21 protein-coding genes are annotated in these 22,971 nt (G+C 70.4%); 12 read left to right on the top strand and 9 right to left on the bottom strand.

Annotated features, from left to right (window positions below; translation table 11 throughout):
• Positions 1-50: 50 nt before the first annotated feature.
• Positions 51-503, bottom strand: a complete 453-nt coding sequence (locus ACFVDO_RS14335) for a VOC family protein (protein WP_378856353.1) — start codon at positions 501-503, stop codon at positions 51-53.
• A 101-nt stretch (positions 504-604) separates the two neighbouring features.
• On the opposite strand from ACFVDO_RS14335, the gene ACFVDO_RS14330 reads away from it, so the two are divergent.
• The 3 genes from ACFVDO_RS14330 (at position 605) to ACFVDO_RS14320 (ending at position 4,098) form a co-directional block, all read left to right on the top strand.
• Entirely contained in the window at positions 605-1,576 is a 972-nt protein-coding gene (locus ACFVDO_RS14330; protein WP_378856351.1) for a helix-turn-helix transcriptional regulator, read from the top strand.
• Between the two features lie 61 nt (positions 1,577-1,637).
• The gene (gene purL / locus ACFVDO_RS14325; RefSeq protein ID WP_378856349.1) at positions 1,638-3,947 is read left to right on the top strand and encodes a phosphoribosylformylglycinamidine synthase subunit PurL; all 2,310 of its coding nucleotides are present in this window, start codon (positions 1,638-1,640) and stop codon (positions 3,945-3,947) included.
• A 7-nt stretch (positions 3,948-3,954) separates the two neighbouring features.
• Complete coding sequence (locus ACFVDO_RS14320) at positions 3,955-4,098, top strand: hypothetical protein (protein WP_378856347.1); 144 nt, start codon at positions 3,955-3,957, stop codon at positions 4,096-4,098.
• Positions 4,099-4,350: 252 nt separating this feature from the next.
• Here ACFVDO_RS14320 and ACFVDO_RS14315 read toward each other — a convergent pair whose 3' ends face one another.
• Both ACFVDO_RS14315 and ACFVDO_RS14310 read right to left on the bottom strand, forming a co-directional pair.
• A complete protein-coding gene (locus ACFVDO_RS14315) occupies positions 4,351-5,274 on the bottom strand; it encodes a helix-turn-helix domain-containing protein (RefSeq protein WP_378856345.1) in 924 nt (307 codons plus the stop codon).
• A gap of 210 nt (positions 5,275-5,484) precedes the next feature.
• Positions 5,485-6,600 carry an alpha/beta hydrolase gene (locus ACFVDO_RS14310; protein WP_378856343.1) on the bottom strand — a complete coding sequence of 372 codons (1,116 nt, stop codon included), beginning with the start codon at positions 6,598-6,600 and terminating at the stop codon, positions 5,485-5,487.
• Between the two features lie 151 nt (positions 6,601-6,751).
• On the opposite strand from ACFVDO_RS14310, the gene ACFVDO_RS14305 reads away from it, so the two are divergent.
• The 3 genes from ACFVDO_RS14305 (at position 6,752) to ACFVDO_RS14295 (ending at position 8,310) form a co-directional block, all read left to right on the top strand.
• Entirely contained in the window at positions 6,752-7,072 is a 321-nt protein-coding gene (locus ACFVDO_RS14305) for a cupin domain-containing protein (RefSeq protein WP_378856341.1), read from the top strand.
• A gap of 35 nt (positions 7,073-7,107) precedes the next feature.
• Complete coding sequence (locus tag ACFVDO_RS14300) at positions 7,108-7,452, top strand: TraR/DksA family transcriptional regulator (protein ID WP_378856339.1); 345 nt, start codon at positions 7,108-7,110, stop codon at positions 7,450-7,452.
• 63 nt (positions 7,453-7,515) lie between these two features.
• Complete coding sequence (locus ACFVDO_RS14295; RefSeq protein ID WP_378856337.1) at positions 7,516-8,310, top strand: hypothetical protein; 795 nt, start codon at positions 7,516-7,518, stop codon at positions 8,308-8,310.
• 282 nt (positions 8,311-8,592) lie between these two features.
• Here the strand turns inward: ACFVDO_RS14295 and ACFVDO_RS14290 are convergent, their stop codons facing one another.
• The gene (locus ACFVDO_RS14290) at positions 8,593-9,144 is read right to left on the bottom strand and encodes a hypothetical protein (RefSeq protein ID WP_378856335.1); all 552 of its coding nucleotides are present in this window, start codon (positions 9,142-9,144) and stop codon (positions 8,593-8,595) included.
• Positions 9,145-9,334: 190 nt separating this feature from the next.
• Between ACFVDO_RS14290 and ACFVDO_RS14285 the strand changes: the two genes are divergently transcribed.
• On the top strand, positions 9,335-10,516 hold the full coding sequence (locus ACFVDO_RS14285; RefSeq protein ID WP_378856333.1) for a winged helix DNA-binding domain-containing protein: 1,182 nt from the start codon (positions 9,335-9,337) through the stop codon (positions 10,514-10,516).
• A gap of 381 nt (positions 10,517-10,897) precedes the next feature.
• Here ACFVDO_RS14285 and gnd read toward each other — a convergent pair whose 3' ends face one another.
• The 3 genes from gnd to ACFVDO_RS14270 form a co-directional block, all read right to left on the bottom strand.
• Positions 10,898-11,959 carry a phosphogluconate dehydrogenase (NAD(+)-dependent, decarboxylating) gene (gnd, locus tag ACFVDO_RS14280; RefSeq protein WP_378856331.1) on the bottom strand — a complete coding sequence of 354 codons (1,062 nt, stop codon included), beginning with the start codon at positions 11,957-11,959 and terminating at the stop codon, positions 10,898-10,900.
• Between the two features lie 76 nt (positions 11,960-12,035).
• Positions 12,036-13,169, bottom strand: a complete 1,134-nt coding sequence (locus tag ACFVDO_RS14275) for a hypothetical protein (protein ID WP_378856329.1) — start codon at positions 13,167-13,169, stop codon at positions 12,036-12,038.
• Entirely contained in the window at positions 13,166-14,071 is a 906-nt protein-coding gene (locus ACFVDO_RS14270) for a LysR family transcriptional regulator (protein ID WP_378856328.1), read from the bottom strand. Before ACFVDO_RS14270 ends, ACFVDO_RS14275 begins: the two co-directional genes overlap by 4 nt.
• A 154-nt stretch (positions 14,072-14,225) precedes the next feature.
• Here ACFVDO_RS14270 and ACFVDO_RS14265 point away from each other — a divergent pair, with 154 nt between their 5' ends.
• Genes ACFVDO_RS14265 through ACFVDO_RS14255 form a run of 3 tightly spaced genes read left to right on the top strand, consistent with a single transcriptional unit; the run spans position 14,226 to position 17,475 of the window.
• Entirely contained in the window at positions 14,226-15,599 is a 1,374-nt protein-coding gene (locus tag ACFVDO_RS14265) for an MFS transporter (RefSeq protein ID WP_378856325.1), read from the top strand.
• A 38-nt stretch (positions 15,600-15,637) separates the two neighbouring features.
• The gene (locus ACFVDO_RS14260) at positions 15,638-16,858 is read left to right on the top strand and encodes an FAD-dependent monooxygenase (RefSeq protein WP_378856323.1); all 1,221 of its coding nucleotides are present in this window, start codon (positions 15,638-15,640) and stop codon (positions 16,856-16,858) included.
• Complete coding sequence (locus ACFVDO_RS14255) at positions 16,855-17,475, top strand: NADPH-dependent F420 reductase (RefSeq protein ID WP_378856321.1); 621 nt, start codon at positions 16,855-16,857, stop codon at positions 17,473-17,475. Before ACFVDO_RS14260 ends, ACFVDO_RS14255 begins: the two co-directional genes overlap by 4 nt.
• Before the next feature lie 189 nt (positions 17,476-17,664).
• Here ACFVDO_RS14255 and ACFVDO_RS14250 read toward each other — a convergent pair whose 3' ends face one another.
• The gene (locus tag ACFVDO_RS14250; protein WP_378856319.1) at positions 17,665-18,906 is read right to left on the bottom strand and encodes a hypothetical protein; all 1,242 of its coding nucleotides are present in this window, start codon (positions 18,904-18,906) and stop codon (positions 17,665-17,667) included.
• A gap of 18 nt (positions 18,907-18,924) precedes the next feature.
• On the bottom strand, positions 18,925-20,400 hold the full coding sequence (gene uxaC / locus ACFVDO_RS14245; protein ID WP_378856317.1) for a glucuronate isomerase: 1,476 nt from the start codon (positions 20,398-20,400) through the stop codon (positions 18,925-18,927).
• A gap of 142 nt (positions 20,401-20,542) precedes the next feature.
• Between uxaC and ACFVDO_RS14240 the strand changes: the two genes are divergently transcribed.
• Positions 20,543-21,865, top strand: a complete 1,323-nt coding sequence (locus tag ACFVDO_RS14240) for a mannitol dehydrogenase family protein (RefSeq protein WP_378856315.1) — start codon at positions 20,543-20,545, stop codon at positions 21,863-21,865.
• Positions 21,866-21,876: 11 nt separating this feature from the next.
• Positions 21,877-22,935: a LacI family DNA-binding transcriptional regulator gene (locus ACFVDO_RS14235; protein ID WP_378856313.1), complete on the top strand. Its 1,059-nt coding sequence runs from the start codon at positions 21,877-21,879 to the stop codon at positions 22,933-22,935.
• Positions 22,936-22,971: the final 36 nt, after the last annotated feature.

Below are 22,971 nucleotides of genomic sequence, written 5' to 3'. Positions count from 1 at the left end.
TCGACCAAGGCGCCCCTCCGGAACCACGTCCACCGGAGGGGCGCCGGCGTTCAGGCGCCCAATCGCACGTCCATCACCCAGGTCACGCCGAAGCGATCGGTGAGCATGCCGAATCCCGGCGACCAGGCGGATGCCGCGAGCGGCTCGACGATCACGGCGCCGTCAGCGAGCCGTTCCCAGTAGCCGGTCAGCTCGTCGAGCGACTCGGCCTGCAGCGACTGGAAGAACGTGCGATCGGTGAGGGTCACGCCGTTCTCCCGCCTGGTGGAGCCGGCGGTCGCCTCGGCGTCGTCCGCTCCCGGGATGTCATACGCCATGAGCCGGATGCCCTCCGGTGCCTGCAGCTGCCCGAACACGATCCTGTCGAACCCGGGCACCCCCTCCGGCATGCCGAACTGCCCGTAGGTCGCAGCCGTGACCTCGCCGCCGAACACCCCGCGGTAGAAGTCGAGCGCCCGCCGCGCCGTGCCGCGGAAGTTGAGGTGGGTGGTGGTGGTGATCATGTCGTTCTCCCTGTCCGCGTCCTGCCCTTCAGGACGCTGTGGAACCACAGTCACAGGAGTAGAGGTCTGCTCCTGTCCTCTACCCGACGCACAATGGACGCATGACCACTCCGACCGCACGCCTGCTCACGCTGCTGTCGCTGCTGCAGACCCCGCGCGACTGGCCGGGGAAGGAGCTCGCCGACCGGCTCGGCATCGCCCCGCGCACCGTCCGCCGCGACGTCGATCGCCTGCGCGCGCTGGGCTACCGCATCGCCACGGCCAAGGGTCCGTACGGCGGGTACCGGCTCGAGGCCGGGTCGGAGCTGCCGCCACTGCTGTTCGACGAGGAGCAGGCCGTGGCGATCGCGGTGGCCCTGCAGGGCGTCCGGGCAAGCGGCATCGATGTCGGTGAGGCCGCCGACCGAGCGCTCGCGACCGTGCGCCAGGTGATGCCCTCGCGACTGAGGCACCGCGTCGACGGCATCCGCTTCTCCGGCGCCGGCAATGACACCCGGGTCGATCCGGCCGTGCTCGAGGCCGTCAGCACCGCCGTCCGCCACCGGCACGTGCTGCGCTTCGACTACCGCGACGAGGACCATCCGCCCCGTCGCACCGAGCCGCACGCGGTGGTGCTGCGGAGCGGCCGCTGGTACCTGCTGGCCTGGGATCTGGATGCCGGCGACTGGCGCATCTTCCGGCTCGACCGGATGTCTCCGCGCATCCCGACCGGGCCGTCCTTCGTCCCGCGCGCGCTTCCTGGCGCAGATGCCGCGACGTATCTGGCGGCCAGGGCCAAGGGGTCCGACACCGAGGACCGCTGGCCCTGCATCGGCGAGTTCGTACTGAATCTGCCCGCCGACGAGGTGGCCCCCTGGGTCGCCGACGGAGAACTCGAACCGCTGACCGCGGACTCGTGCCGCGTGACAGTCGGCTCCTGGTCGTGGACCGGTGTGCTCGCGGCGGTCGCCCGCTTCGACGCACCGTTCACGATCGTCGGACCCGACGCGCTCCGAGAGGCATCCTCCGCCCTCGCCGAGCGCTTCGCCCTGGCATCCGTCACCGCACGCCGGCCCTCCGGACGCCAGGGCTGAGCAGCCCGGAAGCGCCGGTAGACTGGAGCCGCCCCGCTTCTCCCTTCTCTCTGGAGCCCGCGTGACCACCACACACATCCCCGACTCCGTCGAGAACGCCCTCGCGACCCCCGAGAAGGAGCAGCCCTACGCGGCGCTCGGCCTCAAGGACGACGAGTACGCCCGCATCCGCGAGATCCTCGGCCGCCGCCCCACCTCGGGCGAGCTGGCCATGTACTCGGTGATGTGGTCGGAGCACTGCTCGTACAAGTCGTCGAAGAACTACCTGCGCCGCTTCGGCCAGAAGGTCTCCGACGAGATGAAGGAGCGGCTCATGGTCGGCATGGGCCAGAACGCCGGTGTCGTCGACGTCGGCGAGGGCTGGGCCGTCACCTTCAAGGCCGAGTCGCACAACCACCCCAGCTACATCGAGCCGTTCCAGGGCGCCGCGACCGGCGTCGGCGGCATCGTGCGCGACATCATCTCGATGGGCGCCCGCCCCGTGGCCGTCATGGACGCGCTGCGCTTCGGCGCCATCGACCACCCCGACACCGCCCGGGTGGTGCACGGCGTCACCGCCGGCATCAGCTTCTACGGCAACTGCCTCGGTCTGCCGAACATCGGCGGCGAGACCGTGTTCGACTCCGTCTACCAGGCCAACCCGCTGGTCAACGCCCTCGCAGTCGGCGTCCTGCGCCACGAGGACCTCAAGCTCGCCAACGCCACTGGCACGGGCAACAAGGTCGTCCTGTTCGGCGCCCGCACGGGCGGCGACGGCATCGGCGGTGCCAGCATCCTGGCATCCGACTCCTTCGACGACGGTGGTCCCACCAAGCGGCCGGCCGTGCAGGTCGGCGACCCGTTCGCCGAGAAGGTGCTCATCGAGTGCTGCCTCGAGCTGTACCGCGACGAGCTGGTCGAGGCCATCCAGGACCTCGGCGCGGCCGGTATCTCCTGCGCGACCAGCGAGCTGGCCGCCAACGGCAATTCCGGCATGCACGTCTCGCTCGACAACGTGCTGCTGCGCGACCCCACCCTGACCGCTGAGGAGATCCTCATGTCGGAGTCGCAGGAGCGCATGATGGCGATCGTCGCCCCCGAGAAGCTCGACGCCTTCATGGCCGTCGTGAACAAGTGGGAGGTCGAGACCAGCGTGCTCGGCGAGGTCACCGGAGACGGCCGCCTCATCATCGACTGGCAGGGCGAGCGCATCGTCGACGTCGACCCGTCGACCGTCGCCGTCGACGGCCCGGTCTACGACCGCCCGGTCGCCTACCCGACGTGGATCGACGCACTGCAGGCGGATGCCGCGGAGGAGCTGCCCCGCTCGTCGGACCCGGCCGTGCTGCGCGAGCAGTTCCTGCAGCTGATCGCGAGCCCGAACCTGGCCGACGTCAGCTGGATCACCAACCAGTACGACTACTACGTCGGCGGCAACACCGCCCTGGCCTTCCCCGACAACGCGGGCATGATCCGCGTCGACGAGGAGTCCGGGCTCGGCTTCGCGATCTCCACCGACGCGAACGGCCGCTACAGTCAGCTCGACCCGTACCGCGGTGCGCAGATCGCACTGGCCGAGGCGTACCGCAACGTCGCCGTCACCGGCGCGACCCCCACCGCGATCACGGACTGCCTGAACTTCGGCTCCCCGGAGAACCCCGAGGTCATGTGGCAGTTCGGCCAGACCGTCGACGGCCTCGCCGACGGCTGCTACGCCCTCGGCACCCCGGTCACCGGCGGCAACGTGTCGTTCTACAACCAGACCGGCGACGTGCCGATCCACCCCACCCCGCTGGTAGGCGTGATGGGCATCATCGACGACGTCTCGCGCCGCATCCCTTCCGGCTGGCAGGACGAGGGGCAGAACATCTACCTGCTCGGCGTCACCTCGACCGAGCTGTCCGGCTCGGCCTGGGCCGACGTCGTGCACGACCACCTCGGAGGCCTGCCGCCGCAGGTCGACCTCGAGGCCGAGCGCCGGCTCGCCGGGCTCCTCGCCGCCGCGCGCGACGAGTGGCTGATCTCGTCGGCGCACGACCTGTCCGAGGGCGGCCTGGCCGTCTCGCTCGCCGAAGCCGTCTCGCGCTTCGGCGTCGGCGCGCGCGTCTGGCTCACCGAGCTGATGGAGCGCGACGGAGTGGATGCCGCATCCGCCCTGTTCTCCGAGTCGACCGGCCGCGTCATCGTGACCGTGCCCCGAGAGGACGACGTGAAGTTCCGCGGCCTGTGCGAAGGGCGCGACTACCCGGTGCTGCGCATCGGCGTCACCGACAGCGAGCCCGCCCTCGAGGTGCAGGACGTGTTCACCGCCACCGTCGCCGAGCTGCGGGAGAGGTCGCGCGCGACGCTTCCGGCCGCCTTCGGCCCCACCGTCACCGAGCCCGTCTCCTGAGGACCTCATGAACAAGCATGACGAAGCCGAAGACCTCTCCGTCTACAGCGAGCGCCGGCAGCGCCGCATCCGCGTCACCGCCTGGGTGACCATCGTCGCGCTCATCCTCGTCGGCGGCGGCGCCACGGTGATCGGCCTCATCCTCAACTGAGTTCCGGCGCCGCGCCGCGGCATCATTTCGGAGTTCTGCAGAATCCCGGATGCTTCGCGACCGCGGCATCCGAAATTCTGCAGATCTCCGAGATTGTGCGGCCGTTGAACACGGCCGGCACGCTGAGCACGCGCGGCAGCGCCGCGGAGATCTGCAGAATCCCGGAGGGTATCCCACCCAGACATCCGAGATCCCGCAGATCTCCGAAGTGCTGCCGCAGCTCCGGATGCCGCGACTCCGGATGCCGCGGCATCAGCCGGAGGGCTCCGCAACCCAGAACCGCGGGTCGCCCCAGCCCAGCTCGCCGTGCCCGGCGGCGTTCAGCGCCAACAGCACCAGCGTGCGCCGATAGGCGGCGAAGGTGAGGATGTGCGCGAGGTTGCCGCCGTAACTGATCACCTCGACCGGGTCGCCGGATGCGTCGACGAACGTCTCGTCCAGACGTTCCCCGGAGGTCACCTCGCGGACGTGCTCATAGAACGCCGGCCCTTCGACCGCGAGGATGTCCCTCAGATCGCCGAGGGACTGATGCTGCTCGATGGACAGGTCGTACGACCTGCCCGCCATGACGGCGTTCCACATCGCCAACTGTCCGACCATCCGCGCCAGGAGTGACCTGACGCTCTGCTCGTCGTCGTCGACGTCGATCTCGATGGGCCGGTTCAGTTCGTCGTCGCCGAGCTCGCCGGCCACGCGGATCATCTCCCCGGTCAGCCAGATGTGATGCGCTGTCATGCGCTCCAGAAGTTCCATCTCGCTCTCCCTGTCTCTCATGGGAAGCCGGATGCTCCCCGGTGGATGGAAATGCACTCCGTTGCCGGCCGGCAGTCGGAACGTCGCCGCGCTGTGCCGCCAGTGCGCCGGCGCGGCCCCGAACTCGCGCGTGAACGCGCGGGTGAAGGCCTCGTGCGACGAATAGCCCGCATCGACGGCGACGTCGAGCAGCGGCATCCGCGTCGTCAGCATCCGGAACGCGGCGCGCTCCAACAGGATGCGGCGACGGAACGCCCCAGGGTTCTCGCCCGCCACCGACCGGATGATCCGGTCGAGGTGGAACCTCGAGAATCCGACCCGTGCGGCCAGCTCGGCGCCGTCGATCGCACCGGCCTCGTCGTCGCGCAGGGCGTCGGCGAGCCGGTCGACGAAGGTCGCGAAGGTGTCCGCGGGGCTGCTCATGTCCCCATGGTGCTCCTCCGCGGCATCCGGCGCTTGATCGTTGTTGCGCAGTTGCGCGCTACCGCGGTTGGCGCGGCAACATCGCGGAGAACTGCCGAATCGCGGAGAGTCTCGCGCCCGCGAATCCGGGATTCTGCAGATCTCCGAGATTGTGCGGCTGGCGCCGCGCCGCGGCCACCGCGCGAGCGCTGGGCGGCCGTTGTTGCGCAGTTACCGCGCCGCTGCCTTCCGCGCTGCGACCACCCGGGTGAGGAACGCCTCGACGCCGTCGATCACGGCCGTGAACCGCCAGGACTGCATGGCGTCGAAGCCGTGCTGGCCGCCGGGCAACTCGGCGTACCAGACCTCGTTCGGCGACCCTGCGTCGAGGTGGTCGCGCAGGGCACGGGCTTCCTCGACCGGCACGAAGTCGTCGTGGTCGCCGTGGGTGAGGAAGAACGGCGGCGCCTGCGAGGCATCCAGCGCCATCGCCGTGGAAGGCTGCGCCTCATCCTCGCCTCGCCCGTAGTACCGGCCGTAGTAGGCGTACAGCGAGACGGCCGCGTCGACGCGCGGACGCTCGGGATCGCCGGCATCCTGGGTCAGCGCGCAGAGCGCGGTCAGGTGTCCGCCGGCCGAGCTGCCGGCCATGGCGACCATGTCGGTGTCACCGCCGTGGACGTCGGCGCGGGCGTGCGCCCAGGCCAGCACCGCCCTGGCGTCGGCGAGATGCTCCTCGAAGCCGAACTCCGGTCGCATCCGGTAGGTCGCGCTGATGCACGTCCAGCCCTGCGCGGACAGCCGGTGCAGCAGGCCTCGCCCTTCCCTTCGGTTGCCGCCGCCGCCGTAGCCGCCACCGTGGAAGTACACCAGCACGGGCCCGGAGGCCTCGGGATCCCGCGGCCGGTAGACATCGAGGCGCTGTCGCGGATGGTCGCCGTAGAAGATCGGACCGGTGCGGATGACCGAGCGGGGCCGCCAGGGCAGCGGGAAGATCAACGGCCGCAGCCACCAGAACGGTCGTCTCGCCGGCGGCTCCGCGCCGTGCTCGCGCACCATCGCGTCGATCACCGGACGCGCGCGCAGCGCGCTCACCAGCAGTGCGAGCAGACCCAGCTGCACGAGGACGGCGATGATGAGCAGCACCGTCCCGGGCCCACCGGCGAGGTCGCCCTCGTCCCAGGCCAGCAGCGAGATCAGCAGCAGGTAGACGAAGAGGATGTGCGGGATCTCACTGGCTGGCAGCGCCACCGCGAACAGCACGTTCCCCCAGCGACGGATGCGGATCAGCGCCAGCACCGTGGTGATCGCGATGAGCGCGAGCGGCAGTACGTATCCGAACGGCATGTCGATGCTCTCCTCAGCTGTGTACGGCGTTCACAGACAACCGACCCTACGGTGAACGCCATTCACGGTCAAGGGATGCGGATCTCACGGGGTCTCGCGCCGGAGCGGATCGCGGCGTACCCTCGGCCGGAAGTGCACCGGGAGGCACAGCATGACGATCCAACCGATCGACGTCGCACGCGACGCGAACATCGAGGGCCACCTCATCGGGTCGCCCGTCAGCATCATCCGCGAGTACGCCTCGCCCGGCGACGGGCCGCGACTGCACCGGCATCCCTATTCGGAGACGTTCGTCATCCACCATGGCAGAGCCCTGTTCACGGTCGGTGACGAGCGGTTGGTGGGCGTCGGCGGCCAGGTTCTCGTGGTCCCCGCGCTGATCGCACACCGCTTCGAGGTGCTCGACGGCGGCATCTACGAGGCGACCCATATCCACGCCAACGATCGCTTCATCACGGAGTGGCTCGAGTAGGACCCGACGTCGGCACCCGGGGCTAGGCTGACGGGATGCCTGATCAGCGCGAGAATCTGCGGCGCCTGCGCGCCGAGGCGGCCCTGCGCGCCGAGTCCGCGGCATCCGCTCTGCAGGAGCTCGTGCACGATCGCGAGAGCTCGAATGACGACGACGAGCACGACCCCGAGGGCGTGACGCTGTCGTCGGAGTGGTCGCGACTGTCGGCGCTCGCCGACGCCGCAGCCGACGAGCTGCAGCAGGTCGACGACGCACTGGCACGGGTGGATGCCGGCACCTACGGCATCTGCCTCGGATGCGGAAAGCCGATCCCCGCGGCGCGACTCGAGGTGCGCCCGTTCGCGGATCGGTGCGTGGCATGTGCGGAGGCCGGACGCTGACCGCATACCCTCACGCAACGCTCAGGTCCGAGGCCGCGGCGACAGGAATAGGCTGAACGCATCATGCAAGACTTCTGGGACTTCGTCGGTCGATTCTGGTGGCTGATCTTCCCGATCATGGGGATGGCCGGTGGCATGGCGCGCCGGTGGCAGGTCATGTCTCGGCAGCGGCACGAGCAGCGCCTCGAGATGCTCCGGCTGAAGGGCGAGATCAAGGCCGCGCAGATCGCCGCGCGCGGCGGGCAGACCGCTCCGGTGCCGACGAAGAGGCAGCGTGAGAAGCAGGAGGCCGCGGACCACGCGGAACTGCTCACCCGGCTGTTCTCCGAGCACGATGAGATCACCGCGCGCTGGCTGGACTACGAGCTCGACGTCGCGAAGCTCATCGCCTTCCCCGCCATGAGCGACGGGCGGCAGCCGCTGACGGCCGCGTTCCTGAGGGCCAAGAAGACGGCGGACGCCCTTCGTCCGGCATCCGCCGATGCGAAGGTGAGCGAGCAGCAGGTCACCGAGTATCTGGACGCCGTCGGCAACTACTCGGTCGCCTTCGAGATCGCCGAGCAGGAGGCGCGGCGCCTGCGCAACTCGACCTTCACCGAGGACGAGCGCAAGCGCCTCGACCGCGCGCAGCAGCTGCTGAAGGTCGCCGTCGACGAGTCGGCCACGCAGGCCGAGCGCAACGTCGCGTACAAGCGCGTGCGCGAAGAGCTCGACGGGCTGATCGTGCTCTCGGAGCAAGCCGTGCAGGTGCTCGAGAAGCAGGTCGCGCGGGAGCTTCCTGCCCACCCGGATGCCACGCCTGCGGCGCAGCCCGAGCCGGAGCGGATGCCGCTGCGCAACCCTCTCCCGGGCGAGTAGCCCCAGGGAGGCCCCGGCTCCTGAGCGAGCGAAGCGAGACGAAGGACGCCCGCTCACCGCGCGGGACGCCCCGGCTCCTGAACGAGCGAAGCGAGACGAAGGACGCTCCTCACCACGCGGGAACGCCCCGGCTCCTGAGCGAGCGAAGCGAGACGAAGGACGCCCGCTCAGCACGCGGGAACGCCCCGGCTCCTGAGCGAGCGAAGCGAGACGAAGGATGCTCCCTCACCACGCGGGAACGCCCCGGCTCCTGAGCGAGCGAAGCGAGACGAAGGACGCCCGTCAGCTCAGCGCCGCGGCCCCCATCCCGGTGCAGATCGCGCCGGTGATCAGCAGGATCGGCCCGCCGAGGATGCCGCACCAGAAGCTGCGCGCCGCGATCTTCAGCGACGGTCGCGTGGCGAACGCGGCCACGATCGTGACCAGGACGCCGGCGATCACGTAGACCGGCTGCGCGAACACCCAGGCCAGCGGCACGAAGTGGATGCCGACCACGGCGAGGATCAGCGGGGCGATCAGGTCGGAGCGCTTGCGTCGCGCCGCGATGATCGACAGCACGATCATGACGATCACCTCGACCCAGAACACCACGACGTAGGCGATGAAGGCCGGCCCGCCGACCTCGATCGCGGTCGGGCCGTTCCAGTTGCGGATCGCGGCGGGCAGGCTCAGGCCCACGAGCGCGAGACCGCCGAGACCGATCACTCCGAGCAGCACCCGCCAGATCACCTGCTTCGGCGGACGCTCCTGCGCCCAGCCCGCCCAGATGAACGCCGCCATCCCGAAGATCACTCCGGTCATGAGCAGGTCGCGGGGGAACTCCGTCGCGATCATTTCGACCTCCTGTCCCGGAACACCCTATGGGACGGGCGGAGGCTCGGGCCCGCCGCCCCCTGAGCGAGGAGCGCAGCGACGAGACGAAGGGCGCCCTTCGTCACTTCGTCTCGCTGCGCTCGCTCAGCACGGCGTTCGCTCCGCTCGCTCAGGATCCGAGTGCCTTGGCGGCCGCGGTAGCGTGAGGCACGTGAAGGCTGCGCGGGACGAGATCGTCGCGTTCCGGCTGGGTGCGCATCACCTGGCGGAACGCCTCGGAGAGGGGCGCCTGCTCCAGGCGGCCGCCGCGTGCGGCGTGCAGAACAGCCCGCCTGGTTCGGCGCTGCTCGCTCTGAACGCGCGCGTGCAGTCCGTCACACCGCGGAGTCTGGATGCTGCGATCGACGACCGCTCGATGCTGCAGACCTGGGCCATGCGCGGCGCGCCGTTCTTCTTCCCCACCGCGGATGCGGCGACGTTCACCGCCGGAGTGCTCCCGACGACCGAAGCCGCGCTGCGCCGGTTCGTCCTGGGCGTCGGGCCGTCGGCCGACGATCTCGGTCTCACCGTCACGCAGGCGGTCGACCGGGTCGACTCTCATCTCGACGAGGTCCTCGCCGGACGTCGGCTCGCGATCGATGAACTCGGCGCGGCTCTCGCGCAGCGGACGGCCTCAGACCTCACGCCCGCACAGAAGGAGGTCTGGGAGCGCGGGGGCCCGCACGCTGCGGGCCAGCCCGTCGGCGAAGCGGTCGCGCACTTCTGCCTGCGCATCCTCATGCTGCGCGGGAGAATCTGCTTCGCGCCACGCGACGGTGAACGGGCGCCGTTCGTGCTGGTCGAGGAGTGGCTCGGGCGCCCGCTCCCCGCAGTCGAGCCGGAACGAGCCCGCGCCGAACTGCTGCGCCGCTATCTGCACTGCTACGGCCCGTCCACGCGTGCGGACTTCGCAGCCTGGCTCGGCGTGCGCGCCGGCGATGTCGCGCCGTGGTGGGACCTGCTCACGGATGAGCTCGTCGAGATCGACACCGGTCGACGCACGTGGATGCTGGCTGCCGATGTCGACACGCTGCGCGCCGCGTCCATGCCCGAAGGCGTGCGGCTGCTGCCTCCGCGTGATCCATACACGCAGGCCCGCGATCGCGGCACGCTGGTGGATCCCGCGCATCAGCGCGAAGTCTGGAAGACCGTCGGCGATCCGGGGACGCTGCTGGTCGACGGTGAGATCGTCGGTGTCTGGCGTCCGCGAAAGAGGGGCGAAAGGCTCACGCTGACGGTCACTCCGTTCTCGGCGCCGACTCAGCGAACCAGGATGCTTCTGCAGAACGAGGCCGAACAGGTCGCGCTTCTGCGTGGGGCGACGACCGTCGACATCGTGCTCCGAGAATCGTGAGCCCCGGGCCCGGCTCCTGATTCCCCGCGACTGAGTCCCGCAACCGAGTTCCCACCGCCCGACTCCTTGCGTCCGGCGGACGATTCTGCAGTCGGCGGACTGGCCACAGGCGCGTCGCCCGCCAGTCGCAGATTCATCCGCCACCTGCAAGACAGGCGAGACGGGCTTTGCGGCTCCCGGGGCCACCGGCCTCGAGCACGGGGCGCGGCGACGAGCGCCGCTCCGAGTGAGCGCGGCGAGTCGAAGTGACGACGGGTGCCACGACAACGCCCTTCGTCTCGCTGCGCTCGCTCAGGATCCGGGTGGGAACGCCCCGCCCACTCAGCGTCCGGGCCAGAACGCCCCGCCCACTCAGCGTCCGGGCCGGAACGCGCCGCTCGCTCAGTTGCCGGGCGAATCGGACTTCCGGCCGCCCGCCTCGAGCACGTCGCCTGCGGGCAGCTCCTGGTGGCCGCCGAACTGCAGGCGCATCGCGGAGAGCACCTGGTTCGCGAAGTGATCCTCGTCGCGTGAGGCGAACCGCTCGAACAGAGAGGCGGCGAGCACCGGCACGGGCACGCCCACGTCGACGGCGGCCTTGACCGTCCAGCGGCCCTCTCCCGAGTCGGACACGCGCCCGGCGAGACCGGTCAACGTGGGGTTCTCGTTCAGCGCTGCGGCGGTCAGGTCGAGCAGCCATGACGAGACCACCGATCCTCGCCGCCACAGCTCGGCGACCTTCCCGGTGTCGATGGGGAACTGGTAGAACTCCGGCTCCTCCAACGGAGCCACTTCGGCCGAGTGCTCGGCCTCGCGCACCCCGGCATCCGCGTTCTCGAGCAGGTTGAGCCCCTCGGCGAGCGCGGCCATGATGCCGTATTCGATGCCGTTGTGCACCATCTTCACGAAGTGCCCGGCGCCCGACGGGCCGCAGTGCAGGTAACCCTGCTCCTCGGGCGCGAGCGCGCCGGTGCGACCGGGCGTGCGCTCGATCTCGCCGGCACCCGGGGCGATCGTCTTCAGCAGCGGCTCGATGTGGTTCACCGCGGTGTCGGTGCCCCCGACCATCAGGCAGTAGCCGCGCTCCAGCCCGAAGACGCCGCCGCTCGTTCCGGCATCCACGTATTCGATACCGCGCTCGCGCAGCGCCTTGGCGCGGCGCACGTCGTCGCGGTAGTTCGAGTTGCCGCCGTCGATGATGATGTCGCCGGGCTCGAGCACGGCGGCGATGTCGTCGACGACCTTGCCGGTGAGCGAGGCGGGCACCATCAGCCAGACCACGCGCGGCGTCTGCAGCTTCGACGCGAAGTCGGCGAGATCGGATGCTCCGGTCGCACCCTCCGCGGCGAGCGCGGAGACCGCGTCGGGGCTGACGTCGTAGACGACGCAGTCGTGGCCGTCGCGCATCAGGCGGCGCACGATGTTGGCGCCCATCCGGCCCAGTCCGATCATTCCCAGTTGCATGGTCTCTCCCTCACTCAGGTCCGATTACATCGTCCTGCACCACCGGCGGCAGGGCAATGATCCTCGCGGATGCCGGTCAGTTCAGGCCGGTGCCGGCATCGCCGGTCGGGATCTCCATGGGCACGTCGTAGCCGAACTCCTCGCGCAGGGCGGGTCCGATGCGCTCCAGCCGCGTCCGCAGCCAGACCAGCAGAAGCATTCCCAGCAGCCAGAGGATGAGGATGCCGGGGCCCGCGACGCCCGCCGCGAAGAGCGCGACGAGAGTCCACGCCGCCATCGTCGCAACCGCCTGCCTGCGCAGATCGATCGTGAGGGAGCGCCCGCGCTCCTTCTCGGCGTCGGTCGGCGACGGGCCGCGCAGCCGCTGCGGCAGTCGGCTGAGCTGCACCCAGCGAGCGGCGTGCAGGACGAGCAGCGTCGCCACGCAGACGGCCAGGAGCAGCCAGGCGACAGTCAGCGGCACTCCCCCGATCGTGTCGCGAAGCGCTCCAGCCGCGCCTGTGATGACGAGCGCAGCGACCAGGCACCACACCGCGGCGCGCGACGCCCGGTCCAGCGGCGTGCGCAGCCGACGGTCGCGTTCGGCCAGCCTGTTGCGACTGGCCTTGTCATCCGGCAGGTACACCGTGGCAGGGCCGTGCACGCCGCCGGCACCCTTCGGCAGCCCCGCGACCTGCGCAGCGATCCGTCCACGGGTGAGGGCGCGTGCTACCAGCACTGCGAGCAGGAGGACGATGACGAGGGCGATGCCTCCGAGGGCCAGCACCGGGAAGACGGGCGCCTGCGACCACAGCACTCCGCAGACGATCGCCATGGTCGCGGCGAATCCGGCGACGCAGAACAGGCTCACCTGCAGCGGGAAGAGGGGCGTGGCTGTGGCCTGCCCGCGGAACTCGACGGCATTGCGCAGCTCAGCGGATCCCGCCGCCGCGCCGTCGTACATCCGCATCCGCGCGAGATGCGCCGCGGTGAACGCCGGTCCGAGCAGCACCAGGAAGACGGCGACGGTCACCGCTGCGATGAGAAGCAGGCGGAGCCCGGCTGCGTTCATCGAAGCGCCCGCCCCGCTCAATCCGCCGAGCAGCATGAGCACGCCGGTGAGTCCGACGCCGAGCCCACCGGCGATCGCCCCCGCGATCACGGCATCGAGGATGCTGCTCGACCAGACCACGCCCGTGGTCGGTGGCAGTTCGGGCCTCCGTCGAGTCATCCTGCTCCTCCGAACTTCTCCACAGCGAAGTCGAGCACTGCCGACGCGCGCGGTGTCAGGGTCATGTCCGCCGGCCAGAGTCCCACGACGTGCGACCGGGTGACCGGTGGATCGAGGGGCCGGATCACGAGTGGACGCCCCTCGGTGCTCATCGGGAGGGTGTTCGGCCGCGACATCAGCAGCGCGTATCCCAGGCCGCGTCCGACGAGCGCGTCGACGAGGGTGAGCTGCGTGGCCTTCGCCACGATCCGCGGCTCGAGGCCCCGGGCGGCGAAAGCGTCCGTCACGTTGCGCGTGCCAGGGGCGACGTCGTAGAGGATGCACGGCTGGTCGGCGAGATCCGCGAGATCGATGGACTCCGCCGACGCCAGCGGATGGTCGGGAGGCAGGTGCACCTGCAGCTCGGTCGGGTAGATCCTGCGACGCCGGTAGCCGACCGGCAACGAGACATCGAAGATGAGCGCCACGTCGAGGCGTCCGGCCTCCAGGGCCGCGAGCAGCTCTTCGTTTGTGCCGACCATGATCTCGAGCTCGACTCCCGGATACCGTTTCGGGAAGCCCTCCAGAAGCTCGGGGACGACGTGGGTGGCGAAGCTCGAGTAGCAGCCCAGCTTCACCGGACCGCGCAGCTCCCGCCCCTTCCCGACGCCCAGCACCAGCTCCTGGGTGTCGGCGATGATCTTGCGGGCCTGCTCGGCGAACTGCTGGCCGGTCGGTGTCAGAGTCAGCCCACGCGCCTTGCGCCGCACGCACAGCTGCTCGCCCACGGCCTTCTCGAGACTCGTGATCGCCTGGGACAGCGCGGACTCCGAGATGTGCAGATGAGCCGCTGCCGCGCTCAGGGTGCCGAAGTTCGGCAGTGCGGAGAAGAGCTCCAGCTGCCGCAGGCTCACATCGGCCATGAGCACTCCCGTCTCACCATCGCTTCTTCGATTCACTCGAACTATATCCGCGGATAACCGTGATTTACACACAGACATGAGTGTCCGACGATGAGAGGACCCGATTCCCCCGGCCCTCTTCATGGAGGGCAGAACAATGACGTTAGGGATGCTCATGACCGCCTCGACTGCCGCAGTCACCTCTCAGCGCCGGATCGCCTTCGCGACGATCATCGGCACCACCATCGAGTGGTACGACTTCTTCATCTACGCGACGAGCGCCGGTCTGGTGTTCGCCCAGCTCTTCTTCCAGCCCGCAGGCAAGGACATCGCGCTCCTGCTCTCGTTCGCCACCGTCGGCATCTCGTTCCTGTTCCGACCGCTCGGCGCCTTCCTCGCCGGTCACTTCGGCGACGTGATCGGACGGCGCGCGATGCTGGTCGCCACCCTCGTGCTGATGGGCACGGCGACGACCCTGATCGGCGTGCTGCCCACGTACGCCCAGATCGGCATCGCCGCGCCGATCCTGCTGCTCCTGCTCCGCATCCTGCAGGGCCTGTCCGCCGGCGGCGAGTGGGGCGGCGCGGTCCTGATGGCCGTCGAGCACGCCCCGTCGGACCGTCGTGGCCGCGCCGGTGCGTGGCCCCAGCTCGGCGTCCCCCTCGGCTTCCTGCTGGCTTCGGGCATGACCGCATTGATGACCGGCGTCATCTCGCCCGGGGAGGCGTTCCTGCAGTGGGGCTGGCGGGTGCCGTTCCTGCTGAGCGTCGTACTCATCGTCGTCGGCTTCGTCATCCGCCGCTCCGTCTCGGAGAGCCCGGTGTTCGCGGAGATCGCTGAGCGCGGCAAGCAGGCGAGCCTGCCGATCGTCACGCTGTTCAAGCGTCACTGGAACCTCGTCGTCCTCGCCGCCCTCGTGTTCGTGGGCAACGGCACTCTGGGCTACATGACCACGGGTGGCTTCCTCAACAACTACGCGATCAGCGTGCAGCACCTGGACACCACCTCGGTCCTCGTGGCGGCGGTCTTCGCCGCCACGGTCTGGTTCTTCTCGACGCTGCTCGCCGGTTACCTCGCCGACGTGATCGGCCGCCGGAACACCTTCCTCATCGGCTTCGGGCTGCAGGCCGTCATCGTGTTCCCGGTCTTCTGGCTCGTGGACACCGCCGGGCTGCCGGGGCTCTACATCGCACTGCTCCTGATCTCCACCGGCCTGGGACTCACGTACGGGCCGCTGGCCGCCTGGTACGCGGAGATCTTCCCGGCATCCATCCGCTTCTCGGGCGTCTCGATCACGTACGCGATCGGCGCGGTGCTCGGCGGGGCGTTCGCCCCCATGATCGCGCAGATGCTGCTGGGCGCCACCGGCACCGTCGCCGCCGTGTCGGCATATCTCCTCATCGCCACCCTGCTGGGCGCGGGAGCCACGCTGTGCCTACGCGATCGCTCCGGAATTCCGCTCGGACCGGACCATGAGGCCGAGCAGGCGACGGGGGCCACGATCTTCGAGCCCCAGACCACCGCCGGTGCGCTCGCAGGAACCCGGTAAGGCACGCACGGCGTGCGCAGTTCAGTCAAGGAGAATCAATGCTGAGTCGTAACACCAGGATCGCGATCATCGGCGGGGGGATGGGCGGACTCACCGCCGCCATCGCCCTAACGAAGATCGCGGGAGTCCAGGTCACCGTGTTCGAGCAGGCGAGCAGGCTCGGAGAAGTGGGCGCGGGCGTCACGGTCGCTCCGAATGCCGCGCGCGTCCTCGAGCGGCTCGGGGTGTTGGATCGGATCCGCAGCCTCGGCGCGGTCCCCGACGGCCACGGCGTCTACCTGGATGCAATGGGCCGCATGGTCACCGACGCCGCCTGGGAGGACACAGCGAAGCAGTACCAGAACATCGGGATGTACCGGCCCGATCTCATCGGAGCCCTGGCCGACGAGGTCGACCCCGACACGGTCCGGCTCGGCCACCGTCTGGCGTCGGTGGAGACCGTCGACGCCGGAGCGCGTCTGGAGTTCGAGGGCGGCACGGAGGAGGTCTTCGACGCCGTCATCGGCGCGGACGGCATCCACTCGGTCGTGCGCAGGGCCGTCGACCAGCATCCGGAGCCCGTGTACTCGGGGTACATCGTGTACCGCGGAGTGATGGACGCCTCCCGCCTGCCCGCGGACTGGCCGATGATCAGCCAGGTGTGGATGGGGGACAGCCGGCACTTCATGTGCTATCCGCTGCAGCAGCGCAGGCTCTTCAACTTCGTCGCCGGCGTCCCGAGCGACCGTCCGCTGAACGGGCCGTGGTCGGGTCCGGCCGAGGTCGGCGAGCTCGCCGCCGAGTTCGCCGGCGAGAGCTGGGATCCCCGGCTGCAGAACTTCATCTCGCAGATCGAGAAGACGTTCTGGTGGGGGCTGTTCGACCACGAGCCCCTCACGAACTGGTCGCGGGGGCCGATCACGCTGCTCGGCGACGCCGCGCACACGATGCTGCCGCACCAGGGGCAGGGTGTGAACCAGGCGATCGAGGACAGCATGGCCCTCGCCACATTCCTCGCGGCGGCCGACGACGTCGGCGACATCCCAGAGGCGTTCCGCCGGTACACCGCCGTCCGCATGCAGCGCACAGCGATCCTGCAGAACGGCTCCCGTCGCGCAGGGGCGATGTTCGACGCGCAGTACGAGTTCGCCGACCTCATGAAGCGCGACGCCGACATCCGCGTCGGCCGCGACTTCCGCCGAGGAGCGGTGTTCGACTACGACGCGCAGAAGGTGGCCGAGCAGGCGCTCGGCCGGTTCAGGAAGGTGCAGTACGCATGACCTCGATCAGCATCATCGGCAGCGGCAAGATGAGCGGGGCGATCGCCGAGGTCGCGACGCGCGCCGGCGCCCACGTCCAGATCGTCAAGCGCAGCCCGACCAGCATGTCGGCGGCGCGCCCCGGACTCGACTACGGCGTCATGGGCGACGAGCTCACCGGCGACCTCGTGGTGCTCGCCGTTCCGTACAGTGCGTACACCGGCATCCTCGAGCAGTACCGGGATCAACTCGCTCGGAAGGTCATCATCGACATCAGCAACCCGATCGACTTCTCGACCTACGACGAGCTGAGGTCGCCGGCCGACTCTTCGACCGCCGCCGAGCTCGCGAAGATGCTCCCCGAGGGCGCAGCGGTCGTGAAGGCGTTCAACGTCAACCTCGGCGACACGCTCGCCAGCGGCACGAACGGAACGACCCCGACGACTGTTCTCTACGCCGGCGACTATGCCGATGCGAAGATGCGAGTCGCGGCGCTCATCGAGGCGTCGGGAATGCGCGCGGTCGACGTCGGTCCGCTGACGCGTGCACGCGAACTCGAGGCGATGGGCTTCCTGCAGATCATCATGGCCGCACTCGGGAAGACACGGTACGAGTCCGGGTTCGCGCTACTGCCGTAGCGCGCGGATGCAGGGACATCGAACCGCTTGGCGGCCGGCTGCTCGGGCGATCGGCGCCAGACGTTCGACCCGTCTGCGATCCGCGCCGGATCGCAGACGGACCGGATCAGCCTCGATCAGCGCGGAAGCCGACGAACGGATGCCGCGGGGATACCCGACCTCGATCCGTGCTCGCCGGGACGCTGCGGCTCAGGACAGCAGCGGTTCCGCCGCCGCGATCACGCGCTCCAGCGAGCCGCGCGCGAAGGGCGCCGGCATCCCGTAGTAGCGGTGCGCGTCAGCGGCTTCATACCCGCCGTGCTCGTACTCGTCCTCATCGGGCAGATAGCCGGCGACGCCGTCGCAGTACCCGAGCACGAGGACGGGTCCGTCGTATGCGGCGCGCAGACGTTCGGATGCCGCCAGGAAGGGCTCACAGGGCAGGCACACGATGCGCAGCGCACCGACCGCGATGACCGACACACGTCCGTCCCAGTGGGCGCCGTGCGGGCGGTGCTCTGCCCACCGCAGCCATTCCTCGAGCAGCGCCGCGCGGGCGGTGCCACGGGCGAGTTCATCCTGCCATGCGCGCACGTCGGCCGCGACGTCGACGTCGGGCTGCAGGTCGAGCGTGACCGCGGCGGTCGCGACCGCCGCATCCTGGGCCTCGATCCGGCGATCGGTCGCGTCGAGCACGGCGTCGGCCAGGATGCTCCCGATGCGCTCCGCGTCGGTGAAGCCGCGCCCTGCAGCGCCCGGCACGTATGAGGACTCCGGGCTGAAGTCGCCCGGGTTCACATCACCCGCGGCGCCGGTCGCATAGACGCACACGCTGCCCGGGAACGTCTGCTCGATCCGGTCGCGCAGCGGGCCGACGAAGTCGGCGCTGATGAGTGTGTTCGGCGAATCCAGCACCACCGGGTGGCATGCGTAGGTCACGAGCGTGGCGACCCGGCGGCCGTCGTGTTCGAAGCCGATCGCCTGCACCGGCGGGTCGATGCGGCGCTCCGGGTGCCGGCGATTCCGCGCGACGCCCGCGCCGAACGCCTCGGCGAACCACACCGCGCACGGCGCCCGCTGCGCGGCGGCCTCGGCGATCACCTGCGGGATCGCCGCCGTGACTGCGGCGCGCACGCGCGCGTCGTCCGCGCCGGCGCGGCCCGCCCCGATGCAGGGTCCGGAGTGCGTGTGCGTCGCGTGCACCACGAGCTCGTCCACGTCGCCTCCGGTGACCGCAGCGGATCGGGCGGCGGCGCAGGTGTCCTCGTGCAGCACGCAGCAGTCCACGGCGACCAGGGCGATCCGGTCGATCACCAGGGCGCGGACGGTGAGCGGGTCGTGGGTCCCGGTGCTGCCTGCGATGCGGGCGGCGTAGCCGGACATCGCCGTGCCGCGCGGCACGGCCACGGTGCGGACGGCGGCGCCGACCAGGAGCGTCCCCGCCTGCGGCATCCGCGGCCTCCCCTTCGTTCAGGTCGCAGAATACGTCAGATCCGGGGCGTCGGAGCGACGAGTATCGCGACCCGAAGCAGCGTCGACGGGAATCCGGAACGTGTCGTAGGGCACGCGACGCACGAGGTCGTCCGCGATCTGCGACGCGTCCTCCTCGTCGAGGCGGTGCGTGGCCACCAGCGACGCCAGGTAGCCGGCATCCACGCGCCGGGCCATGTCGTGCCGCGCGGGGATCGAGCAGAACGCCCTGGTGTCGTCGATGAACCCGGACGTCTTCTCGAAGCCCGCGCTGTCGGTGATCGCGCGCCGATACCGCTCCATGGCGTCGGGGGTGTCCAGGAACCACCACGGTGCGCCGACGTACACGCTCGGGTAAAAGCCGGCGAGCGGGGCCAGCTCGCGCGAGAACGAGGTCTCGTCGACAGTGAACAGCACCAGCCGCAGCCGGGTGCCCGTGCCGAAGTCGTTCAACGCCCGGCGGAGCGGCTCGGTGTACGTCATCGGCACCGGCAGATCGTGCCCGGTGTCGGCGCCGAAGCGCTCCAGCGTCGGCCGGTGGTGGTTGCGATGGATGCCGGGATGCAGCTGCATCACCATCCCGTCTTCAGCGGACATCTCCATCAGCCGGTACAGGATGTCGCGGCGATAGGCCTCGCCCTCGGCATCCGTCGCCTCGCCGCGCAGCCCCGCGGCGTGGATGCGCTCCGCCTCCGCCGCCGGCAGCGGGAGCGCCCACGCATCCGCCACCCCGGTGTCGGTGGCGGTGCCGCCGGCCGCGCGGAACGCGGCGCGGCGCTGGCGCAACGCCTCGAGCATGCCCGCATACGTGGTGCACGGGATGTCGGCGGATGCCTCGAGCCGGTCCAGTGCGGGGCGCCATCCGTCCGCCGCGGAGTCCATGATGCGGTCGGCGCGGAAGGTGGGCAGGACGCGGCCGTGGAACGACGGATCGGCGGCGAGAGCGCGATGCGCGGCTAGGTCGGACGCCGGATCGTCGGTGGTCGCGAGCACGTCGACGCCGAACCTCTCGAAGAGAGCGCGGGGCCGGTAGTCGTCGTCGATGAGGCGCTCGGCGATCTGGTCGTAGATGCCGTCGGCGGACTCCGGCGTCAGCCGCTGATCGATGCCGAACACCTCGGCGAGCTGGTGCTCGAACCAGTACTGCACCGACGTGGCGCGGAACAGGTGCCAGTGCCGCGCGAGCACGTTCCACGCATCGCGCGGGTCGATCGGCGGCAGCCCCGCCGGCGCCTGCACTCCCCCGAGCGAGACCCCGGCGCCGTGCAGCACTCTGGTGACGTAGTGGTCGCCGGTGAGCAGCAGCTCGGTCGGCGATGCGAAGGGCTGGTCCGCGGCGAGCATCTGGGCCGGCACGTGTCCGTGCGGGGAGCAGATCGGCGCATCGGCGACCCGTCGATAGAGTCCGCGGGCGATCTCGCGCACGGCGGGGTCGGCGGGCAGCAGCCGGTCTGGATGCATCCTGAGGTTGCGCATGTGGTCCTTCTGGGTCGTGCGTCGCGTCGGCCTCGGCCGGTCGTCCTGATGCACGCTACTCGGATGTGCAACCGTTTGGCAACCGCTTGCCACTAGGATTACTTCAGAGGCGCGATCGTTCCGTCTCGAGAGGGGGCCGGCAGTGCCGGATGAACCGTGCGATGACGGACCGACAGTCGTGCACATGGGCGTCGGCGCCTTCCACCGCGCACACCAGGCCTGGTACACGCACCGGGCTCCGCACGATGGCACCCCCTGGGGCATCGTCGCCTTCACCGGGCGCAGCCCCGACCAGGCGCACCTCCTGCAGAAGACCGGATGCCGGTACACGCTCGTCACCCGTGGCGCCGACGGTGACGCCTTCACCCTGGTCCGCAGCATCCGGTCCGCCCATGACGGGGCGAGCCGCACCGCGTGGCTGAGCGTGCTGGAGCATCCGCGCACGCACGTCGTGACGATGACCGTCACTGAGTCCGGCTATCGCACCGACCGCCTCGGGCATCTCGATCTCACCGACCCGCAGGTCGCCGCCGATCTGCGCCAGGTCCACGCCGGAACCGATGCACCACTCGCGACAGCGCCCGTGCGCCTCGCCGTCGGGCTGGATGCCCGCCGCCGCGCCGGCGCCGGGCAGCTGACCGTGATCAGCTGCGACAACCTCGCCGGCAATGGCGAGGTCGCCCGCCGAGTGGTGCTGGCCGCGGCCGCCGAGGTGGACGCCGCCCTGCCCCGCTGGATCGATGAGAACGTGGCGTTCCGCTCGTCAATGGTCGACCGGATCACGCCGCGCACCCGCCCGCAGGACATCGACGAGGTCGAGCAGGCCACCGGCATCCGCGATGAGGCAGCCGTGGTCGCCGAGCCGTTCTCGGAGTGGGTCATCGAGCACGGCTTCGCGGGCCCCGCACCTGACTGGCAGGGCGCCGGCGCGCGACTGGCAGCCGATCTCGCGCCCTTCGAGCAGCGCAAGCTGCGCATCCTCAACGGCGCGCACTCGCTGCTCGCCTACCGGGGCATCCTCGCCGGGCACCGGGATGTCGCTGCGGCGTTCGCCGACCCCGCCATCCACGACGCCGTCGAGGCGTACTGGCGGGTCGCCGGTCCGAGCTGCGTGCTGGCGGCCGGCGAGATCGAGGAGTCGATCGCCGCGACCCGGACCCGGTTCGCGAATCCCCGCATCCGGCACGAGCTCGCACAGATCTCCGCCGACGGCGAGCGCAAGCTGCGCGAGCGGATCCTGCCCGTCCTCGCCCACGCGATCCTGGCGGGTGACGACGCCTCCGCGCCGGCGGGCGCCGTCGCCGCCTGGCTGGTGACGCAGGGCCGGCATCCGGATGCCCTGGACGACCTGCTCGCAGGCGTGACGGATACCGGGATGTCCGACGCCATGAGCGCTGCCATCCGTCTCGGGATCCGTAGGCTGGGGGACATGCCCGTCGGCGCCGCAGCGCGCCCCGCGCAGTGAGGAGCATGCCGATGGCTGAGGACGGAACCGGCGACGCCGTGATGCCCGGCGACGAGACCGACCAGGGCGCGCAGGTGCGTCCTGGCGAGAGCGTCACCATCTACGACGTGGCGAAGCTCGCCGGCGTGAACCCGTCGACCGTCTCGCGCGCGCTGAACCGCCCAGGCCGCGTGAGCGCAGCGACGGAGAAGCGCATCCGCGCCGCTGCCGAAACGCTGAACTACCAGGTGAATCCGATGGCGCGCGCGCTGCCGACCGGGCGCACCTCGATCATCGGCCTCGTGGTCTCGGACATCACCAACCCGGTGTTCTTCGACATCGTCCGCGGCGCCGAGACCGCGGCGACGCGCAGCGGGTACACCCTGGTGCTCACCGAGTCGGAGGAGTCCGAGGAGCGCGAGTACGAGCGGGCCGAGCGGATGATGCGCATGCTCGACGGCCTGCTCCTGGCCACACCCCGCATGTCGGACGAGCACATCCGCGCGCTCGCAGGGCAGAAGCACGTCGCGGTGGTGAACCGCGAGGTGTCCGACGTGCTGTCGGTCGTCCCCGATGCCACGGAGGGGATCGCGGAGGCCGTCCGGCATCTGCGCGGCCTGGGGCACAGCCGCCTCGCCTACGTGCCGGGCCCCGCGCTGTCATGGATGGCGCGCCGCCGCGGCGAACTGCTCGCGCGGCGCTGCGAGTGGGCGCACATCGAGCTGATCGAGCTGGACCCGGTGGCGCCGACCGTCGCCGGCGGCCGCACCGCCGCACGCGCGGTCCGCGACAGCGGCGCGACCGCCGTGGTCGCCTACAACGACCTGATCGCGATCGGCCTGATGCAGGAGCTGGTGGAGGCCGGGGTGCGCATCCCCACCGACCTGAGCGTGATCGGCTTCGACGACATCTTCGGCGCGGACTTCACGTCGCCCTCGCTCACCACGATCAAGTCGCCGCTGCGCGAGACCGGCGACCACGCGATGACCGCCCTGCTGGCACTCGTCGCCGGCGATCGCGTGCCGCGCCTGGGCATCGACCTCGACACGACCCTGGTCGTTCGCGGCTCGACAGGCGCCGCGCCGGCCTGACCACGGGCCCGACCGGGACTCGACTGCTCGCCGCCC

The sequence above is a fragment of the Microbacterium sp. NPDC057741 genome (genome assembly GCF_042798735.1).
GTDB lineage: Bacteria > Actinomycetota > Actinomycetes > Actinomycetales > Microbacteriaceae > Microbacterium.
Note: the sequence above shows the minus strand (reverse complement) of the source record. Positions and strands in the feature narration are given on the sequence as shown.

Coding starts and splice junctions, on each gene's coding strand:
- ACFVDO_RS14260 (WP_378856323.1), top strand. CDS start 15,638: ATGCTGAGTCGTAACACCAGGATCGCGATCATCGGCGGGGGGATGGGC.
- ACFVDO_RS14250 (WP_378856319.1), bottom strand. CDS start 18,906: ATGCCGCAGGCGGGGACGCTCCTGGTCGGCGCCGCCGTCCGCACCGTG.
- ACFVDO_RS14335 (WP_378856353.1), bottom strand. CDS start 503: ATGATCACCACCACCACCCACCTCAACTTCCGCGGCACGGCGCGGCGG.
- ACFVDO_RS14330 (WP_378856351.1), top strand. CDS start 605: ATGACCACTCCGACCGCACGCCTGCTCACGCTGCTGTCGCTGCTGCAG.
- ACFVDO_RS14255 (WP_378856321.1), top strand. CDS start 16,855: ATGACCTCGATCAGCATCATCGGCAGCGGCAAGATGAGCGGGGCGATC.
- uxaC (WP_378856317.1), bottom strand. CDS start 20,400: ATGCGCAACCTCAGGATGCATCCAGACCGGCTGCTGCCCGCCGACCCC.
- ACFVDO_RS14290 (WP_378856335.1), bottom strand. CDS start 9,144: ATGATCGCGACGGAGTTCCCCCGCGACCTGCTCATGACCGGAGTGATC.
- ACFVDO_RS14235 (WP_378856313.1), top strand. CDS start 21,877: ATGGCTGAGGACGGAACCGGCGACGCCGTGATGCCCGGCGACGAGACC.
- ACFVDO_RS14270 (WP_378856328.1), bottom strand. CDS start 14,071: ATGGCCGATGTGAGCCTGCGGCAGCTGGAGCTCTTCTCCGCACTGCCG.
- ACFVDO_RS14295 (WP_378856337.1), top strand. CDS start 7,516: ATGCAAGACTTCTGGGACTTCGTCGGTCGATTCTGGTGGCTGATCTTC.
- ACFVDO_RS14315 (WP_378856345.1), bottom strand. CDS start 5,274: ATGAGCAGCCCCGCGGACACCTTCGCGACCTTCGTCGACCGGCTCGCC.
- ACFVDO_RS14305 (WP_378856341.1), top strand. CDS start 6,752: ATGACGATCCAACCGATCGACGTCGCACGCGACGCGAACATCGAGGGC.
- ACFVDO_RS14265 (WP_378856325.1), top strand. CDS start 14,226: ATGACCGCCTCGACTGCCGCAGTCACCTCTCAGCGCCGGATCGCCTTC.
- ACFVDO_RS14300 (WP_378856339.1), top strand. CDS start 7,108: ATGCCTGATCAGCGCGAGAATCTGCGGCGCCTGCGCGCCGAGGCGGCC.
- gnd (WP_378856331.1), bottom strand. CDS start 11,959: ATGCAACTGGGAATGATCGGACTGGGCCGGATGGGCGCCAACATCGTG.
- ACFVDO_RS14310 (WP_378856343.1), bottom strand. CDS start 6,600: ATGCCGTTCGGATACGTACTGCCGCTCGCGCTCATCGCGATCACCACG.
- ACFVDO_RS14320 (WP_378856347.1), top strand. CDS start 3,955: ATGAACAAGCATGACGAAGCCGAAGACCTCTCCGTCTACAGCGAGCGC.
- ACFVDO_RS14275 (WP_378856329.1), bottom strand. CDS start 13,169: ATGACTCGACGGAGGCCCGAACTGCCACCGACCACGGGCGTGGTCTGG.